The sequence below is a fragment of the Actibacterium ureilyticum genome, assembly GCF_002285435.1.
Lineage (GTDB): Bacteria > Pseudomonadota > Alphaproteobacteria > Rhodobacterales > Rhodobacteraceae > Actibacterium_C > Actibacterium_C ureilyticum.
In genome coordinates this window covers 17,843-36,523 of sequence record NZ_NSBT01000037.1, presented here as the reverse complement: position 1 = coordinate 36,523, position 18,681 = coordinate 17,843, and the positions used below count along the sequence as shown (strand labels likewise).

Below are 18,681 nucleotides of genomic sequence, written 5' to 3'. Positions count from 1 at the left end.
ATGGACCTGCGCAATATCGCGATCATCGCTCACGTCGACCACGGCAAGACCACGCTGGTGGACGAGCTTCTGAAACAATCTGGCGCGTTTCGCGACAATCAGGCCGTGGCCGAACGCGCCATGGACAGCAACGACCTGGAACGCGAGCGCGGGATCACCATCCTGGCCAAGGCGACCAGCGTTGAATGGAAGGGCACGCGGATCAACATCGTCGACACCCCCGGCCACGCCGATTTCGGCGGCGAGGTCGAGCGGATCCTGAGCATGGTCGATGGCGTGGTCCTGCTGGTCGATGCCGCCGAAGGCCCGATGCCACAGACGAAGTTCGTGACCTCCAAGGCGCTGGCGCTGGGGCTGCGCCCGATCGTGGTGCTGAACAAGGTCGACAAGCCCGATGCCGAACCCGACCGCGCGCTGGACGAGGTTTTTGACCTGTTCACCACGCTGGACGCCAATGACGACCAGCTCGATTTCCCGCATCTCTATGCCTCGGGCCGGGCCGGCTGGGCCGATGCCGATCTGGACGGGCCGCGCAAGGATCTGCACGCGCTGTTCGATCTGGTCGTGAACCACGTCCCTGCCCCGCGCCAGATCGCGCGCCAGTCCGACGATTTCCGCATGCTGGCCACCACGCTGGGCAGCGACCCGTTTGTCGGCCGCCTGCTGACCGGGCGCGTCGAAAGCGGCACGCTGAAGGTCGGCGCGACGGTGCAGGCCCTGTCGCGCATCGGGCAGAAGATCGAACAATTCCGCGTGACCAAGATCCGCGCCTTCCGCGGGCTGGCGCAGCAGGACATCGAAGAGGCGCAGGCCGGCGATATCGTCAGCCTGGCTGGCATGTCCAAGGCGACCGTCGCCGACACGATCTGTGCCCTGGCAGTGGACCAGGCGCTGGACGCCCAGCCCATCGATCCGCCCACCATCACCGTCACCTTCGGCATCAATGACAGCCCGCTGGCGGGCCGCGACGGCAAGAAGGTCCAGTCACGCGTCATCCGCGACCGGCTGATGAAAGAAGCCGAAAGCAATGTCGCGATCAAGATCACCGACACCCCCGGCGGCGAAGCCTTCGAGGTCGCGGGCCGCGGCGAATTGCAGATGGGCGTCCTGATCGAGAACATGCGCCGCGAGGGGTTCGAGCTGTCGATCTCCCGCCCGCAGGTGCTGTTCCGCGAAGAAAACGGCACCACGATGGAACCGGTCGAAGAGGTCACCATCGACGTGGATGACGAATATTCCGGCGCGGTGATCGAAAAGCTGACCGGCACCCGCAAGGGCGAGATGGTCGATATGCGCCAACAGGGCGGCAAGACCCGCATCGTGGCCCATGTGCCCTCGCGCGGGCTGATTGGCTATCACGGCGAATTCCTGACCGACACGCGCGGCACCGGCGTGCTGAACCGCGTGTTCCACGAATGGGCGCCGCACAAGGGCCCGATCCCGGGCCGCCGCGCGGGCGTGCTGATCAGCATGGAAGACGGCGAGGCCGTGGCCTATGCGCTGTGGAACCTGGAAGAGCGGGGCCGCATGTTCATCGGCCCGCAGGAAAAGGTCTATCAGGGCATGATCATCGGCGAGCACAGCCGCGACAACGACCTTGAGGTCAACCCGCTGAAGGGCAAGAAGCTGACCAACGTCCGCGCCTCGGGCAGCGACGAGGCCGTGCGCCTGACGCCGCACATCAATTTCAGCCTGGAAGAGGCCATCGCCTATATCGACGACGACGAGCTGGTCGAGGTCACGCCAAACGTGATCCGGCTGCGCAAGCGCTTCCTGGACCCGCATGAACGCAAACGCCAGGCCCGCGCCGCGCAATAATTGATCGGCCCGGCCGCAGCTAGTGCTTGAATCGCGGCGCAAGACGCTTCAGACTCTTCGATCAAGAGGAGCGGTGCGGTGCGTCTTGACGAAAAAGATGTCTGCGAGCTCGTCAGCATGGCCTATGCTGCCGGGCTGGACAGCCGAAAGTGGGAGTGGTTTCTGGCCAGATTGTCGCGCGTTGCGGGCGGCATCCGGGTCTTTGCGCATGTCTTCGACCTGAAATCCGCAAGCGGTCTGGGCCTGATCCAGCACGGGTTCGACCCGTCCTTCGTGAACAGCTTTTCCGATTATTACGCGCAGCTGAACCCCTGGGCGCAGCGCTTTGGCGCACTGCCCGTGGGACAGGTCATCGCCTCGGACCGGATTGTCGATCCGCGCGCGCTGAAAAAGACCGAATTCTACGCCGACTGGATCCGGCCGCAGGGCGACATCACAAACAGCGGCGGCGCGATCCTGATCAACGATGCCGACCAGGTGGTGGCCTTCGGCTCTTGCATCCGCGAAAAGGATATCGACCGGCTGGAACCGCACTGGCTGGCGCTGGCGCAGCTTTTGGTGCCGCATCTGCAGAACGCGTTCAGGATCAACAACCAGATCGGCACGCTGGGGCTGGAAAACCGCATCTACCGCGAGGGGATGGAGCCCGGCACAACCGCCATCATCGCGCTGGACCGGACCGGGCGGCTGAAATTCCGCAATGACCGGGGCGCGCTGATCCTGGAACGCGGCGATCTGCTGACCCTGTCGCTGCAAGGGCGGGTGCGCTTTGCCGATCCCGGCGCCGACCGGGTGCTGTCGCGGGCGCTTTACAATATCGACCTCGAGATGGCCCCGATCGCGGCGCCCTTCTTCGTCACCGACGCACGCGGCAGCAGCTTTGCCTGCCGCGCGATCCCGTTCCGCAACCCCGAGGATCTGCCGCTGCCCTTCCCCGGCCCGGTCCGGCTGACCGAAACGCTGCTGATCCTGCTGACCCCCTGCGCGTTGAAAACGTCGCCGGGCACCGCACAGGCCGAGATGCGGAACTTCTAGTCGCCGATTTCCTCGACGATCATCAGATCGCGCTCCGACGCACCGCGCGCGTGGCTCAAGGCCTCTTGGTAAGCATCTGAGTAATAACAGGTTTCCGCCGCCTCAAGCGACGGGAACCGGGCCACCACATTGCGCGGGCGGTCGTTCCCCTCAAGCTGCTTGTACCGCCCGCCACGGGCCAGGAACACACCGCCATGCGCGGCGATCGCCCCGGTGGCAAGCTTCGCGTAACGGCCATAGGCCTCTTCATCGGTCACATGCACATGGGCAATCCAGAGCGCGCTCATCTCATCCCTCCAACACAGCTTCGGCGGCTTTGATCGCGGCCTCGGCATTGGCGGCATCGCGGCCACCGCCCTGCGCCATGTCGGGGCGGCCGCCACCGCCCTTGCCGCCCAGTTCCACCACCGCGGCCTTGACCAGATCGACCGCCGACACACGGTCGGTCAGATCGGCGGTCACGCCCGCGGCCACGGCCGCCTTGCCGCCCGCATCGGCGATCAGCAGCACCGCGCCGGTGCCCAGCTTGGCCTTGTGCTCGTCGATCAGGCTGGGCAGATCCTTGCCCGACACGCCCGACAGGACCTGCGCGACAAAGGGGACGCCGGCGACCTCTTTCGCTTCGGCCCCGCAGCCCTGCCCGGCCCCGCCGGCCATGGCCAGCTCGCGGCGCAGCTGCGCAACCTCGTTCTGCAACGCCTTGCGCTCGTCCATCAGCGCGCGCACGCGCTCGGGCACCTCGGCGGCCTGCGCCTTCAACGCGCCCGCGATGTCGCCCAGCCGCCGGTCCTGCTGGCACAGGTATTCGAACGCCGCCGCGCCGGTCAGCGCCTCGATCCGGCGCACGCCCGAAGACGACGCGCTGTCGCCCAGCGTGACGAAGACACCGATATCGCCGGTCTGCTTCACATGGGTGCCGCCGCACAGCTCGATCGACCAGGTCTGGCCGTCGCTGCCCTTGCCCGTCGCCGCGCGGCCCATGCTGACCACGCGCACCTCGTCGCCGTATTTCTCGCCAAAGAGCGCCTGCGCACCGATGGCGCGGGCATCGTCGGGCGTCATGATCCGGGTTTCGACCGCCGAATTCTGGCGGATGAACTCATTCACCTGCCGCTCGACCGATTCGAGCTCGGCCGCCGTAAGCGCCTTGGAATGGCTGAAATCGAAGCGCAAACGGTCCGCCGCGTTCAGCGACCCGCGCTGCGCCACGTGATCACCCAACGCCTCGCGCAGCGCCTCGTGCAGCAGGTGCGTGGCCGAGTGATTGGCGCGAATGGCGGTCCGGCGGGCGTGATCCACCCGCAGTTCCAGCGCATCGCCCACGGAAAGCACGGCCTTTTCGGGCGTCACCTGATGCGCGAACAACCCGCCGGGCATCTTCTGCGTGTCACCGATCACCCCATTGCCATGCGGTTTCAGGTACGACCCGCTGTCGCCCACCTGGCCACCGCTTTCGGCATAGAACGGCGTCTGGTTCACGACCATCCAGCCGGTCTGGCCCGCGTCGATCTTATCGACCGCCTTGCCATCGACCACCAGCGCCAGCACCTGCCCCTCGGCCAGTTCGGTGTCATAGCCCAGGAAATCCGTCGGTTCGATCCCATCGGCCAGATCGAACCAGATCGCGGCATCCTTGCTTTCGCCGGTGCCCGCCCAGGCGGCGCGCGCCTTGGCCTTTTGCTCGGCCATCGCCGCGTCGAACCCGGCCACATCCACCGCCCGGCCCTGTTCGCGCAGCGCATCCTGCGTCAGGTCCAGCGGAAAGCCATAGGTGTCATAGAGCTTGAACGCCGCCGCCCCGGGCAGATCGCCGCCCTCGGGCAGCTTGGCCAGCTCGTCATCCAGCAGCTTCAGCCCACGATCCAACGTCTGGATGAAGCGGGTTTCCTCCAGCTTCAGGGTCTCTTCGATCAACGCCTGCGCCCGGCCCAGTTCGGGATAGGCCGCGCCCATCTGCGTGACCAGCGCGGGCACCAAGCGGTGCATCAGCGGCTCTTGCGACCCCAGCAGATGCGCGTGCCGCATCGCCCGGCGCATGATCCGCCGCAGCACGTAACCGCGCCCCTCGTTGCTGGGCATCACCCCGTCCGCAATCAGGAAAGAGGTCGACCGCAAATGATCCGCGATCACCCGGTGATGCACGTTCTTGTCGCCATAGGGGTCGACGCTGGTGGCGTGGGCCGAGGCCTCGATCAGCGCCTTGAACAGATCGGTGTCGTAATTGTCATGGCTGCCCTGCAACAGCGCGCCGATCCGCTCCAGCCCCATGCCGGTGTCGATCGACTGCATGTCCAGCGCGCGCATCGAGCCGTCCTCGAACTGCTCGTTCTGCATGAAGACGATGTTCCAGATCTCGATGAAGCGGTCGCCATCCTCCTCGGGGCTGCCCGGGGGGCCGCCCCAGATGTGATCGCCGTGGTCATAGAAGATCTCGGTGCAGGGCCCGCAGGGCCCGGTCGGCCCCATCTGCCAGAAATTGTCGGATGTGGCGATACGGATGATCCGATCCTCGGGCACGCCGACCTTCTTCCAGATCTCGAACGCCTCGTCATCGGTGTGATAGACGGTGGTGTAAAGCCGGTCCTTGGCGATGCCGAAATCCTTGGTGATCAGCTCCCAGGCGAAGGGGATCGCTTCATTTTTGAAGTAATCGCCAAAGCTGAAATTCCCCAGCATTTCAAAGAACGTATGGTGCCGCGCGGTATAGCCCACATTGTCCAGGTCATTGTGCTTGCCGCCGGCGCGCACGCATTTCTGCGCCGTGGTCGCGCGCTTGTAATCGCGCGTCTCGACCCCGGTGAACAGGTTCTTGAACTGCACCATGCCGGAATTGGCGAACATCAGCGTCGGGTCGTTGCGCGGCACAAGCGGCGAGCTTGGGACGATTTCGTGCCCGTTGCGGTGGAAATAGTCCAGAAAAGTAGAGCGGATGTCGTTCAGACTGGCCATGATCTGCGGGTCTCGGCTGCGATTTGCGTTTGGTTCAACAGGGTTTAGTCCCGCGCTGGCAGCGTGTCCACCGCTAGGGTGTCAAACCGGGGGCCTTGCCCGCATTTCTTTGCGCCCGTGCGCGGCCGGGTTCAAAAGAAAAGGCCGGGTCGCCCCGGCCAGTCTTTTGCATCTTTTATCGGTTTCAGGCGTCGATCACGTCCGGGTCATCCTCAGGCAGGTCGAATTCCAGCCCGTGCGCGGCGCGGATCTTATCCTCGATCTGCAGCGCGATGGCCTTGTTTTCCTTCAGGAAATTCTTGGCGTTCTCGCGCCCTTGGCCGATCCGTTCGTCGCCATAGCTGAACCAGGCGCCGGATTTCTCGACCACGCCGGCCTTTACGCCCAGATCCAGCAGCTCGCCGGTTTTCGAGATGCCCTCGCCATACATGATGTCGAATTCCACCTGTTTGAACGGCGGCGCGACCTTGTTCTTGACCACTTTGACGCGGGTCTGGTTGCCCACGACCTCGTCCCGGTCCTTGATCGCGCCAATGCGGCGGATGTCCAGCCGGACCGAGCTGTAGAATTTCAGCGCGTTGCCGCCTGTGGTGGTTTCGGGGCTGCCGAACATCACGCCGATCTTCATCCGGATCTGGTTGATGAAGATCACCATGCAGTTGGACCGCGCGATGGAACCCGTCAACTTGCGCATCGCCTGGCTCATCAGGCGGGCCTGCACGCCCACGCTGCTGTCGCCCATATCGCCCTCAAGCTCGGATTTCGGCGTCAGCGCCGCGACCGAATCGACGACAACCATGCTGACCGCGCCCGAACGCACCAGCGTATCGGTGATCTCCAACGCCTGTTCGCCGGTGTCGGGCTGGCTGATCAGCAGTTCGTCCAGGTTCACGCCCAGCTTTTTCGCATATTGCGGGTCCAGCGCGTGTTCGGCGTCGACAAAGGCGCAGACGCCGCCTTTTTTCTGTTCCTCGGCCACGCAATGCAGCGTCAGCGTGGTCTTGCCCGAGCTTTCGGGGCCATAAATCTCGATAATCCGCCCCTTGGGCAGGCCGCCGATCCCCAGCGCGATATCCAAGCCCAACGACCCGGTCGAGGTCGCCTCGATCTCGGCCACCGGATTGTCCGCGCCCAGTTTCATGATCGAGCCCTTGCCGAATTGCCGCTCGATCTGTGCGAGCGCCGATTCCAGGGCCTTTTCCTTGTCAGAATTCCGCTTGTCAGCCATGTCCAGAAGGTTCGCCGTTGCCATTTGTCGGTTCCTTATTTCACACCCGTGCGCGGGCGGCAATCATTGCTCTTGTTCGCCTCTTGTTCTTTTAGCTATGCAGACAAAAGGGGAACATTTCAAGTTAGTTTTCTGAAAATCAGTTTTGCGCACGCTTGGTTAAAGAGTAGTTTACGACAAAGAAAAACCTGAGCGGGCAGCAACCAATGATGATTTTCTGGAAGGCCGGGCTGGTGTTCCTGTCGGTGCCCAAGACCGGCACCCATGCCTGGGCCGCGGTTCTGGACCAGCATGCCGATATCGTGCTGCGCCATCCGCAGGCGATGAAGCACATGCCCGCCCGCCGGTTCCGCCGTGAAATACTGCCGGTTCTGGACCCGGATCGCGATCGAAATCTGTCCATGGTGGCGGTGATCCGCGATCCGGTCGACTGGCTGGGCAGCTGGTACCGCTATCGCAGCCGGGCGCAGCTGGAGGGCGATGCGAAATCGACCGCCGGGCTCTGCTTTGCGGATTTCGTCGCCGGGTATCTGTCGGACGCGCCGCCGCCCTGGGCCGCGCTGGGATCACAGGCCCGTTTCGTGTCGAACCGCCAGGGCAAGGTGATCGTCAAGCACCTGTTCGCCTATGAACGCCCTGACGGGCTGCGGCGGTTCCTGTCCGACAGGCTGGGCGCCGATATTCCCGCCCCGCCCCGGCTGAACGTCTCGCCCGATGGGGACCTGAGCCTGCCGGCGGGGCTGCGCGACAGGTTGCACGACCGTCTGGCGCCGGATATCGCGCTGCATCAGCGCCTGATGACGGAACCGGCCTGACCCGCGCACGCTCACTGCATCTGGGCGTCGACCGTGCTGGTCAATTCGGTCAGCGAAAACGGCTTCGGCAAGAAGACGGAGTTCGGGATCCGCGACTGGGTGTCGGAAAACGAGTCCTCGGCGTAGCCTGACACGAAAACCACGCGCGTATCGGGCCGGTCCTGCAACGCCTGCTGCACCCAACTTGGCCCGTCCATCCCCGGCATGACCACATCGGTCACGAAGACATCCACCGACAGCGCCCGATCCTGCAGGGTCGACAGCGCATCTTCGGCATTCTCGGCCTCGATCACCGTGAAGCCGCGCATCCGCAGCGCGCGCGAGGCAAAGGCGCGCACCGGCGCCTCGTCCTCGACCAGAAGCACGACGCCATTTCCGGCCGCTGTGTCGGCTTCGGTCGCCGGGGCCGGGGTCGTGGCCGGTTCGGGCGCCTCAGATGTGGCATCGGCGGGCGCTTGCGGCGCGTCGGGCGCGGGGTCGCGCAGCAGCGCGCGGACATTCTGCAGCGGTTCGTCCAGGTCGGTCTGCGGGGAAAACAGATTGAAACCGTCTTCTTCGGGGTCTGTATCGCGACCGGTCGCGGGCAGCCGCCGGGTGTGGAACAGAATCTCGTCGGGCTCCAGCAGCGGCGCGTTGGGCGCGTCATCCTCTGCCGTGTCCGGATCCTCTGCCGTATTCAACGGCGCGTCTTCGGGGACCCGCGCGGCCGGTGACAGGACCAGTGCCGGTTCCGACGGCTCGGCAGGCAAGGCCGCGTCTGGTGTTTGCGCCGGCTGGGTGACCTCTTCCTCGCGCGCGGGGAAGAACAGGGTGAACTGCGTGCCCTGCCCGATCTGGCTGTCGACGAAGATGAACCCGCCCGACTGCTTGACGATGCCATAGGCGGTCGACAGGCCCAGCCCCGTCCCCTCGCCCAGTTTCTTGGTGGTGAAAAACGGCTCGAAGATCTTGTCGATCTTGTCCTTGGGGATGCCGCTGCCCTGATCGGTGACGCGCACCTGCACGTAGCGGCCCGCCGGGACCACCGCGCGGTCACGCTGCAGATCGTCACGCAGCTCGACCGTTTCGGTTTCGATCCGGATCTCGCCCCCGTCAGCCATCGCGTCCCGCGCATTGACCACCAGGTTCATGATCACCTGCTCCAACTGCCGCTTGTCGGCGCGGATCATCGCCAGGTCCGGGTCGTGGATCAGGTCGATCCGGATCGTCTCGCCCACCAGCCGGTTCAGCAGATGGGTCAGATCCCCCAGCGCATCGGTCAGGTCGACCAATTCCGGCCGCAGGGTCTGCTTGCGCGAGAATGCCAGAAGCTGCCCCACCAGGCTGGCCGCGCGATTGGCATTCTGATGGATCTGCATCAGGTCGCCATAATCCGGCGCGTCGGGCTCGTGGCGCAGCAACAACAGGTCGCAATGCCCTGAAATCGCAGTCAAAAGATTGTTGAAGTCATGCGCAACGCCACCGGCCAGTTGCCCGATCGCCTGCATCTTCTGGCTTTGAGTGAACTGCGCCTCGAGCGATTTGAGCTCTGTGGCGTCCTGCAACACCGCGACAATCGCCTGCTGCCCGGCGTCATAGACCCGTTCCAGCGTCACCTGCACGAAGATCTCGCGGTCATCGCGCTGCACGCGCAGCACCTCGGCGCTGTTGGGCGCGCGGCCCTTCAGGACATCTTCCAGCCAGTCCAGCACCGACCGGCCCAGCCCGTCGACATGCTGGTTGAAATTGCGCAGGCCATCGGGGATCGACAGCAGGTTGCGCGCCAGCCGGTTGGCCAACAGGATCCGCCCATCGGGCGCCAGTTTCATCAGCGCCACCGGCACCGCATCAAAGAACTGATCGTCCAGCAGGTTGGTCTGTTCGACCTCGGTTACCGGCAGGAAATAAATCTCGCGCCGGCCGCTGCGGCCGCTGATGTCGATCACCCGCGCCTGGAACGGCCCCTCGGCCCCGTCCAGCGTCATCACCACGCCCGAGGTCAGCTTGCCCGACCCCAAAACGGTTTCGGCATTGCGCGCCCGCCCGCCCAGCAGGCTGCGCGCGGCTTCGTTCATGAACAGGACCGTGCCGTTGCGCCCCACCGTCATCAACGGCAGGCTCAGCGTTTCCGCCCCGCGCGCGGCGCTGCGGTCTTCCATTTCGTCAAAGCGCCAATAGAACGCGTCGCGCCCCACACGATGGACCGAGATGCGCACATGCCCGCGCCGGGTCACCACATCCTCCATCGCGTTGCCGCGCGCCTCGGCCCGGTTCTGCAGCCGATAGATGACCGAGCTGGGATCGGCGAACAGCTCACCCAGCGCGCGCGCCAGCGTGGGCGCGCGGTCGCCGCCGAACCGTTCGACCGCGGCGTCATTGCGAAACAGCACCGCGCCGTCCAGGTCGGTGGCAAAGCCCGGCGCGATATCGGTGGCATGGAACGCCTGCGCGTTCTGCACCGCCCCGCGCGTATCGCGCCCCGCGACCGCCGCCATCAGCAGCAACACGATCACCAGCGCAAACAGCGTTGTCGCCGCCGTCAGCAGCATGATCACCGAAAGCCGCGGCACCGGCAGCAGGGAGGCAAGAACAAGGATCCCGGCCAGCAGCAACAGCCACATGGCCCGCCCCGCCATCGCCTGCGCGGATTTTTCGAAACTGGCAGGTAGTAAGGCGCGGCCTGACACCAGGGCTCTCCTCTTCGATTCGATCTGAACCACTTTCCGCGCGAAAACCTTAAGCCCGGATTAAGAGAGGATACTAAACACCTTCAGGTTGTTCGAAACCCATTCACGCCCGCAAAAGAAGCGCCGCATAGAAACCGTCACCCCCTTGCAACGGTGACAGCCGCAGGTCGCGCTGCATCGTCCAGCCGGGATGGGCGGCGGTGAAATCGGCGATCTGATCTTCGTTTTCGGCCCGCAGGAAGGAACAGGTGGCATAGGCCAGGCAGCCGCCCGGCGCGACCAGCGTCGCGGCTTGGGCCAGGATCGCCCGTTGCGTGGCGCGCAGCCGGTCCAGATCCGCTGCCGAAAACCGCCATTTGCCATCGGGCGACCGGCGCCAGGCGCCGCTGCCGGAACAGGGCACGTCGCACAGGACCAGATCAAACGGCGCCTGTGCCGAGGCCTGGGCGCCGCTCAGGCACCGGATATCCGCGCCGGCACGCCCGGCCCGCACGGGCAGATCGCGCAGCCGCTCGGGCGCGGCGTCATGGGCGAAGACCGGCCCGCCGGTCTGTGCCGCAAGGGCCAGAGACTTGCCGCCGCCTCCCGCGCAATAATCCAGTATTTTCTGATCTTTGCGCGGCGCAATGAATGTAGAAACCCGTTGCGAGGACAGATCCTGAAGCTCCACCAGACCGGTGCTGTAGGCGGCGCTGTTCTGGACCCGGCGCGGGTGCGTCAGAACCCGCAGGGCGGTGGCGCAATCGGGATGCGCCTCGGTCTCGATCCCGTCCTCGGTCAGGGCGTCGCGGGCCGCATCGCGCGTGGCCTTCAACAGGTTCACCCGCAGCCAGACCGGCGCGCGGTGCCGCAGCGCCTGCATCACCGCGGCGAAATCGGCCCCCAGACTAGCGCGCAGATCGTCGGCCAGCCAATCGGGACAGTCCAGCGCAACCGGTTCGGGCAGATCGTCGTATTGGACGCTCAAGGCGGCCTCGACCGGATCCAGCGGCGCGGGCGCGTGCCCCTCGCCGGTGAAAACCGCGGCGGGGTCGTCACCCGCCGCGCGGATACCGCCCAGGATCAGGCCGCGCCCGGTCTCGCCGCCGCCAAGTGCGGCAAAGGACCGACGGCAGCGCAGCGCATCGAACACCAGATCACGGATCGCCGCCCGGTCGCCCGACCCGGCAAACCGGCTGCGGCGGGCCCAATTGGTCAGGACCTTTTCCGCCGGTTCACCCGTCAGAACCTGATCCAGAATCTCGATCGCTGCCGCCACACGGCCCCCGGGCGTCATACCGGAAACCGCATCAGGAACACACCAGAACCCATTGTGAAATCACATGATTCTATAGTTCGGGCTTTCGCGCGTGATCTGCACGTCATGGACATGGCTTTCCTTCAGCCCCGCGCCGGTGATCTTGACGAAATTGCAGTTCCGCCGCATCTCGTCCACCGTGGCGCAACCGGTATACCCCATCGCCGCGCGCAGACCGCCCACCAGCTGGTGCACCACCGCATTGGCCGACCCCTTATAGGGCACCTGGCCCTCGATCCCTTCGGGCACCAGCTTGTCGCTGGCGGCATCCTTCTGGAAATAGCGGTCGGCCGACCCGCGCGCCATCGCCCCAAGCGAGCCCATCCCGCGATAGCTTTTGAAGCTACGCCCTTGATACAGAATGACTTCGCCCGGGCTTTCATCGGTGCCCGCGATCATCGAGCCGACCATGGCACAGGACGCGCCCGCCGCAATCGCCTTGGCAAAATCGCCCGAGAACTTGATGCCGCCATCGGCGATCACCGGGGTGTCGCCCGCCGCCGCCGCGCAATCCATGATGGCGGTCAACTGCGGCACGCCCACGCCCGCCACCATCCGCGTGGTACAGATCGAGCCCGGCCCGATCCCCACCTTGACCGCATCGGCGCCCGCGCCGATCAGGGCGCGCGTGGCCTCGGCCGTGGCGACGTTGCCCGCGACCACCTGAACGGCGTTCGACAGCTTCTTGACCCGCTCAACGGCAATCGCAACCCCTTCGGAATGGCCGTGGGCGGTGTCGATCACGATCAGGTCGCAACCCGCGTCGATCAGCGCCTCGGACCTTTCGAACCCGGCATCGCCCACGGTGGTCGCCGCCGCCACGCGCAGCCGGCCCAGCTCGTCCTTGCAGGCATGAGGGTTCAGAACCGCCTGTTCGGTGTCCTTCAGCGTCAGCAGGCCGGTCAGCTTGCCCTCGGCATTGGTGACCAGCAGCTTTTCGATGCGCCGCGCCTTCATCAGGCTTTTCGCCTCGTCCAGATCGGCGGGCTCGCGCAGCACCGCCAGATTGTCGGCGGTCATCATCCGGTGCACCGGCGTGTCGTCCGAGGAGGCGAAGCGCATGTCGCGATTGGTGACAATCCCCACGACATGACCCCGATCGTCCACAACTGGGAAACCCGTGAAATTGTACCGCTCGATCAGCTCCTTGGCGTCGGCCAGGGTCTGTTCCGGGCGCAGGGTGATCGGGTTATAGACCACGCCGCTTTCGAACCGCTTCACCCGGCGCACCTCGCGCGCCTGTTCTTCCAGCGTCAGGTTGCGGTGGATCACGCCCATGCCGCCCGCCTGTGCCATCGCGATGGCCATCCGCGCCTCGGTCACCGTGTCCATGGCCGAGCTCAGCAGCGGGATGTTCAGCCGGATCGACTTGGTCACCTGCGTCGCCGTATTCGCGGTCGACGGCAGGACCGAGCTTTTGCCCGGAACCAACAGAACATCATCGAATGTAAGCGCCTCGCGAATCTCCATGAGCGGCCTCCTTGGGAGTTTTCGTTTGGCGCTTCCCTATTTCACGGGCCGGGGCAAAAGAAAAGCCCGTAATCGCCTTTCACGCCGATGCCGCGTTGGTTTTGGCGCCCAGTTGGCCCTTGGCCCAGATCTGCATCACCTTGAAGGCGATGACCGGCACGATCAGCGTGGCCGCCACCAGCGCCAGTCCGCCCGCGAGCCGGAACCCCGCGCCCTGCCCGGCGCTGGCCAGAAGCTGCATCAGCGTGGCAAAGGCCGCCAGTGGAAAGGTAAAGGACGACCAGGCCGGGCCAAAGCCCCCCGCCGTCAGCCAGCGCCCGGCCAGAACCAGCGCCGCCAGGATCGCAATCGCGCCATAGCCCAGCAGAACCGCCAGCCCGACCCGCCCCAGCATCAGCGCCACGATCCCCAACAGACAGGCGGGCGCCAGGTGAATGGCCAGGAACGGCCGCAGCGGCGCGGGAAAGCGGGTGCGCCACAGCTGCACCAGGCTGGCCGCCCAGATGCCGAAGGCCACCGGCAGCGTGACCCAGAAGATCCCCTGTGCCAACGCCCCGGCGCCAAGCTGTGCCGCCACCATGGCCCCCACGATGGGCCCGACGAAAATCAGATGCCAGACCGGCGTCACCACGCGCTGTTCCGCCGGCCCGGTGACCAGCTGCCACAGGTAAAGCCCGATCAGCCCGGCATTCAGACCCAGCCCCAGCCACAGCACCAGCCGCGCCGCGCCCGCATCCATCCGCGCCAGCACCCCCGCCAGCAGATAGGTACACAAGACCGCCGCCGCCAACCCCGCCCGTCCGGGCAGCACGCGCAGATCCTCGGCGATCACCGCCGGGCGGCGCGCCACCTTGATCCCATAGGCCAGCGCACAGAACACAAACAGCAGCGTGACCGCGCCCAGGATCATCTCGCCCAATGCGGCGGGCATCTGGAACGTGTCCCCCGCCCGGCGCCAGGCCAGCCCCAGCCCGAACAGGCCAAAGACCGGCGGAAAGATCGCGGGCGGGGTGCGGGTTGCGAATTTCGGGCGGATGGGGAACGGGTCCATCGGGGCGGTCCTGACTGGTTGCGGTGATACAGGGTCTATACCCTGAACCGCGCCGGGGGCATGAGCGGAAATGTCACAACCGCCGCCCTGCGGATGCTTGCGGTTGCGCGGCGATCCGGCCTATCAGGGATGTTAGCGCAAACCCCGCCCGGGGACACAGGACAGGACCCAGCCATGGCCCACCCGCCCGCAACCTCGCTGGTCGCCGATATCGGTGGCACCAACACCCGTGTCGCCCGGGCCGTTGCGGGGGTCGTGGACCCGGAAAGCCTCTGCCGCTATCGCAACGCCGATTTTCCGGGGCTGGCGCAGGTGCTGGTGCATCACCAGCAGGTCACACAGGCACCCGCCCCCGAAGCCGTCTGTGTCGCGCTGGCAGGCCCGGTGCAGGATGGCGCGGGGCAGATGACCAATCTGAACTGGCGCATATCCGAAAGCGACCTGATCGCCGCCACCGGCGCCCCGCGCGCGCGCATCCTGAACGACCTGCAGGCACAGGGGCACGCCCTGCCGCATCTGCCCGCGGCGTCATTCGCGCCGCTTTTCGGCCCCGCGCCGCAGGGCGACAGCCGGCTGGTGGTGGGGATCGGCACCGGGTTCAACATCGCGCCCGTGCGCGACGCGGGCGGCCAGACGCTGGTCTTCGCGGCCGAGGCCGGACAGACCGCCCTGCCCACGCCCACGCCCGCCGACCGCGCGCTGTCCGACCGGCTGGCCGATGACACGGGCTTCACCGCGCTGGAACAGGCGATCTCCGGCCCCGGGCTGGCCGCGCTGCACCACGCGCGGACCGGCACCACCCTTACGGCGGCCGCGATCCTGGCCGCCCATGCCGATGGCACCGACCCCGCCGCGCAGGCCAGCGTCGACACGTTTCTGCGGCTGCTGGGGCTGACCCTATCGGATCTGGCGCTGTGCTTTCTGCCGCACGGGGGCATCTATCTGTGTGGCGGCATGTCCCGCGCGATCAGCCCCTATCTCGACCGTCCCGCCTTTCGCGATGCCTTCCTGTCCAAGGGCCGGTTTTCCGACCTGATGGCGCGCTTCCCGCTGATCCAGATCACCGACGATTACGCCGCCCTGACCGGCTGCGCGCAGGTCATCGCGGGCTGAGAAACGAAAACGAACGCTCGACCCGATAAGGGGAGCGCCCGTTTCCCGGCCCGCGAAGGGCCATTCGGCGAAGTGATGGTGGGTGATAAGAGATTTGAACTCCTGACATCTTCGATGTGAACGAAGCGCTCTACCACTGAGCTAATCACCCGGTAGCGGGGTACATAGCGGGCCTTTCGGCGCGGCGCAAGGGGCTGTTGCCAGGGATTTCGGTCCATTGGGAAAAAACGCGGCGACAAGGCTTTTGCGCAGGATGGAATGCCGCGCCTTCAAGGCTCTTCGGGGATTGGGGAAAGCAAACCCCGGCAACGATGCGGCAATTCCAACAGATCCCCACCCCTGCGTCGGTGATTTCGCAAGAATTTTTCCATGTTCTGCGCGCTGGCTTGCGTCCAAGTTGGGACACTGCACGCGCGTCGGCCCCTCAAATCCTCACGGCGGCCTGCATCGACCCCTCTGATTTGGCGCGACGGAGAACGAAAAACCCCCGGCAAATATGCCGGGGGTCAATCCATTTCGTTTCAGGGCACCACTCAATGCGTCGTGGCACTCGGGCCTTGGGCCGTCTTCGCCATCGCGGCCTGGGCGGCGGCTTCTTCGGCGGCCTCGTCCCATTCGATGGGTTCGGGCGGGTGGACCAGCGCTTGGGCCAGCACGTCGCGGACATGGGCGACGGGGATGATCGTCAGCCCCTCTTTGACGTTGTCGGGGATCTCGGCCAGGTCCTTCTCGTTCTCTTCCGGGATCAGGACCGTCTTGATGCCCCCGCGCAAAGCGGCCAGCAGTTTCTCTTTCAACCCGCCGATGGCCAGCACATTGCCGCGCAGCGTGACCTCGCCCGTCATGGCGATGTCCTTGCGGACCGGGATCTGCGTCAGCACCGACACGATCGAGGTCACCATGGCGATACCCGCGCTGGGGCCGTCCTTGGGCGTGGCGCCTTCGGGGACGTGGACGTGGATATCCATCGTTTCGAATTTCGGCGGTTTGACCCCGATTTCCGGCGCGATGGACCGCACGAAGCTGGAGGCCGCGTCGATGCTTTCCTTCATCACGTCGCCCAGCTTGCCGGTGGTCTTCATCCGGCCCTTGCCCGGCAGGCGCAGCGCCTCGATCGACAGCAGGTCGCCGCCGACGCTGGTCCAGGCCAGCCCGGTCACCACACCCACCTGATCGTGCATCTCGGCCAGACCATAGCGGAACTTCTTCACCCCCAGATAGTCGGACAGGTTTTCCGGCGTGATTTCAACGCTTTCGACCTCTTTCTTGACAATCTTGGTGACCGCTTTCCGGGCCAGACGCGCGATCTCGCGCTCCAGGTTCCGGACCCCGGCCTCGCGGGTATAGGTGCGGATGATCTCGTTCAGCGCGCCATCGGTGATGTCCAGCTCGCCCTTGCGCAGACCGTGGTTCTTGATCTGCTTGGGCACCAGATGCTGACGCGCGATCTCGCGCTTTTCATCCTCGGTATAGCCGGCCAGGCTGATGATCTCCATCCGGTCCAGAAGCGGCCCCGGCATGTTGTAGGAGTTCGCCGTAGTCAGGAACATCACGTTCGAAAGGTCATATTCGACCTCCAGGTAATGGTCCACGAAGGTGCCGTTCTGTTCAGGATCCAGCACCTCCAGCATCGCCGATGCCGGATCGCCCCGGAAATCCTGGCCCATCTTGTCGATCTCATCCAAAAGGATCAGCGGGTTCGTCGTCTTGGCCTTTTTCAGGGCCTGGATGATCTTGCCCGGCATCGATCCAATATAGGTCCGGCGGTGGCCGCGGATTTCGCTTTCGTCACGCACACCACCAAGGCTGATGCGGATGAACTCGCGCCCCGTGGCCTTGGCGACCGATTTGCCCAGCGATGTCTTACCCACGCCCGGCGGGCCGACAAGGCACAGGATCGGACCTTTCAGCTTTTTCGACCGCTGCTGCACCGCCAGGTATTCGACGATACGCTCCTTGACCTTCTCAAGCCCGTAATGGTCGGTGTCCAGAACGGTCTGTGCCCGGCCCAGGTCCTTTTTCACGCGGGATTTGGTGCCCCACGGGATCGACAGGATCCAATCGAGGTAATTGCGCACCACCGTCGCCTCGGCGCTCATCGGGCTCATGGATTTCAGCTTCTTCAGCTCGCCATCGACCTTTTCGCGGGCTTCCTTGCTGAGCTCGGTCGCGTCGATCCGCTCTTCCAGCTCGTGGATCTCGTTCTGACCCTCGTCGCCGTCGCCCAGCTCCTTCTGAATGGCCTTCATCTGCTCGTTCAGATAGTATTCGCGCTGGGTCCGCTCCATCTGGGATTTGACGCGGGTCTTGATCTTTTTCTCGACCTGCAGGACCGACATTTCGCCCTGCATCAGGCCAAAGATCTGCTCCAGCCGCTCGGCCACGGACAGGACCTCCAGAAGCTCCTGCTTCTTGTCGACATTGACGCCCAGATGACCGGCCACCAGATCGGCCAGCTTGGCCGGATCGCGGGTTTCGGATACGGCGGACATCGCCTCTTCGGGGATGTTCTTCTTGACCTTGGCATAGCGTTCGAACTCATCGCTGACCGAGCGCACCAGCGCCTCCAGCGTAGCATCGTCGCCGGGAACCTCTTCCAGGATCTCGGCATGGGCCTCGAAGAAATCGTCGTTTTCCAGATATTCGGTGATGCGCACACGCGCGCGCCCCTCGACCAGCACCTTGACGGTGCCATCGGGCAGCTTCAGAAGTTGCAGCACATTGGCCAGCACACCGATATCGTAAATACCGTCGGCGGTCGGCTCGTCGACGCTGGGGTCGATCTGGCTGGACAGCAGGATCTGTTTGTCATCCGCCATCACCTCTTCCAGCGCGCGGACCGACTTCTCGCGTCCCACAAAAAGCGGCACGATCATGTGCGGGAACATCACGATATCGCGCAGCGGCAGGACGGGATAGGATTGACTGAGTTGCTCTTGCATGTACTTTCCTTGATCTTGGCAAGAAGGCACCGGTCCCGACCATACGGCAACCTTCGGCCTTCCCCGCTTGATGGTTCTATATCTGGTACGGCGATCCGCCGCTTTCAACCATACGTTCTGCTCTTCCCCCACAGTGTGCCGGGAAGCCCCGGGCTGGGCAAGCGCCGTTTCACGGCCCGGATCGCAAATTTCCGGACAATTCAGGCATGGTTTTGGCAACAGGCCCGGTTTTTCCGCGTTTCTGCGGGTCAGGCGCCTCAAAAACACCGCTTTTGGCTGAAATGAGAGCAAAAAGGG

Annotated in this window: 12 protein-coding genes and 1 tRNA gene; 4 read left to right on the top strand and 9 right to left on the bottom strand. The window is 65.0% G+C overall.

The annotated features are described in order from the left end of the window. Both typA and CLM60_RS13030 read left to right on the top strand, forming a co-directional pair. On the top strand, positions 1-1,818 hold the full coding sequence (typA, locus tag CLM60_RS13035) for a translational GTPase TypA (protein ID WP_095589581.1): 1,818 nt from the start codon (positions 1-3) through the stop codon (positions 1,816-1,818). A 78-nt stretch (positions 1,819-1,896) separates the two neighbouring features. Continuing rightward, on the top strand, positions 1,897-2,853 hold the full coding sequence (locus CLM60_RS13030; protein WP_141246509.1) for a hypothetical protein: 957 nt from the start codon (positions 1,897-1,899) through the stop codon (positions 2,851-2,853). On the opposite strand, the gene CLM60_RS13025 is transcribed toward CLM60_RS13030, so the two are convergent. The 3 genes from CLM60_RS13025 to recA form a co-directional block, all read right to left on the bottom strand. Then, the gene (locus CLM60_RS13025) at positions 2,850-3,140 is read right to left on the bottom strand and encodes a DUF1330 domain-containing protein (protein ID WP_095589579.1); all 291 of its coding nucleotides are present in this window, start codon (positions 3,138-3,140) and stop codon (positions 2,850-2,852) included. The two genes, CLM60_RS13030 and CLM60_RS13025, sit on opposite strands and share 4 nt — an antisense overlap. 1 nt (position 3,141) lies before the next feature. Beyond that, a complete protein-coding gene (alaS, locus tag CLM60_RS13020) occupies positions 3,142-5,802 on the bottom strand; it encodes an alanine--tRNA ligase (protein WP_095589578.1) in 2,661 nt (886 codons plus the stop codon). A gap of 184 nt (positions 5,803-5,986) precedes the next feature. Next, positions 5,987-7,054 carry a recombinase RecA gene (gene recA / locus CLM60_RS13015; protein WP_095589577.1) on the bottom strand — a complete coding sequence of 356 codons (1,068 nt, stop codon included), beginning with the start codon at positions 7,052-7,054 and terminating at the stop codon, positions 5,987-5,989. Between the two features lie 182 nt (positions 7,055-7,236). On the opposite strand from recA, the gene CLM60_RS13010 reads away from it, so the two are divergent. Further along, the gene (locus tag CLM60_RS13010; RefSeq protein WP_095589576.1) at positions 7,237-7,845 is read left to right on the top strand and encodes a gamma-glutamyl kinase; all 609 of its coding nucleotides are present in this window, start codon (positions 7,237-7,239) and stop codon (positions 7,843-7,845) included. A gap of 11 nt (positions 7,846-7,856) precedes the next feature. On the opposite strand, the gene CLM60_RS13005 is transcribed toward CLM60_RS13010, so the two are convergent. From CLM60_RS13005 to CLM60_RS12990, 4 genes are all read right to left on the bottom strand, one after another. Next, positions 7,857-10,511 (bottom strand): ATP-binding response regulator, encoded by a 2,655-nt coding sequence (locus CLM60_RS13005; protein ID WP_141246508.1) that lies wholly within the window; start codon positions 10,509-10,511, stop codon positions 7,857-7,859. Positions 10,512-10,614: 103 nt separating this feature from the next. Then, on the bottom strand, positions 10,615-11,787 hold the full coding sequence (locus CLM60_RS13000; protein ID WP_095589574.1) for an RsmB/NOP family class I SAM-dependent RNA methyltransferase: 1,173 nt from the start codon (positions 11,785-11,787) through the stop codon (positions 10,615-10,617). Positions 11,788-11,829: 42 nt separating this feature from the next. Further along, positions 11,830-13,278, bottom strand: coding sequence for an IMP dehydrogenase (gene guaB, locus CLM60_RS12995; protein WP_095589573.1), 1,449 nt, complete (start codon positions 13,276-13,278; stop codon positions 11,830-11,832). 79 nt (positions 13,279-13,357) lie between these two features. After that, positions 13,358-14,329, bottom strand: coding sequence for a TDT family transporter (locus tag CLM60_RS12990; protein ID WP_095589572.1), 972 nt, complete (start codon positions 14,327-14,329; stop codon positions 13,358-13,360). 174 nt (positions 14,330-14,503) lie between these two features. Between CLM60_RS12990 and CLM60_RS12985 the strand changes: the two genes are divergently transcribed. Then, entirely contained in the window at positions 14,504-15,442 is a 939-nt protein-coding gene (locus tag CLM60_RS12985; RefSeq protein WP_176473871.1) for a glucokinase, read from the top strand. 76 nt (positions 15,443-15,518) lie between these two features. On the opposite strand, the gene CLM60_RS12980 is transcribed toward CLM60_RS12985, so the two are convergent. Together CLM60_RS12980 and lon are read right to left on the bottom strand one after the other, a co-directional pair. Next, a tRNA-Val gene (locus tag CLM60_RS12980) sits at positions 15,519-15,593 on the bottom strand. Between the two features lie 382 nt (positions 15,594-15,975). Next, positions 15,976-18,384: an endopeptidase La gene (gene lon / locus CLM60_RS12975; protein ID WP_095589570.1), complete on the bottom strand. Its 2,409-nt coding sequence runs from the start codon at positions 18,382-18,384 to the stop codon at positions 15,976-15,978. Positions 18,385-18,681 lie beyond the last annotated feature (297 nt).

Bases quoted from the DNA above. Each gene is read 5' to 3' on its own strand.
- typA (WP_095589581.1), top strand. From the start codon at position 1: ATGGACCTGCGCAATATCGCGATCATCGCTCACGTCGACCACGGCAAG.
- CLM60_RS13025 (WP_095589579.1), bottom strand. From the start codon at position 3,140: ATGAGCGCGCTCTGGATTGCCCATGTGCATGTGACCGATGAAGAGGCC.
- alaS (WP_095589578.1), bottom strand. From the start codon at position 5,802: ATGGCCAGTCTGAACGACATCCGCTCTACTTTTCTGGACTATTTCCAC.
- recA (WP_095589577.1), bottom strand. From the start codon at position 7,054: ATGGCAACGGCGAACCTTCTGGACATGGCTGACAAGCGGAATTCTGAC.
- CLM60_RS13010 (WP_095589576.1), top strand. From the start codon at position 7,237: ATGATGATTTTCTGGAAGGCCGGGCTGGTGTTCCTGTCGGTGCCCAAG.
- CLM60_RS13000 (WP_095589574.1), bottom strand. From the start codon at position 11,787: ATGACGCCCGGGGGCCGTGTGGCGGCAGCGATCGAGATTCTGGATCAG.
- guaB (WP_095589573.1), bottom strand. From the start codon at position 13,278: ATGGAGATTCGCGAGGCGCTTACATTCGATGATGTTCTGTTGGTTCCG.
- CLM60_RS12990 (WP_095589572.1), bottom strand. From the start codon at position 14,329: ATGGACCCGTTCCCCATCCGCCCGAAATTCGCAACCCGCACCCCGCCC.
- CLM60_RS12985 (WP_176473871.1), top strand. From the start codon at position 14,504: ATGGCCCACCCGCCCGCAACCTCGCTGGTCGCCGATATCGGTGGCACC.
- lon (WP_095589570.1), bottom strand. From the start codon at position 18,384: ATGCAAGAGCAACTCAGTCAATCCTATCCCGTCCTGCCGCTGCGCGAT.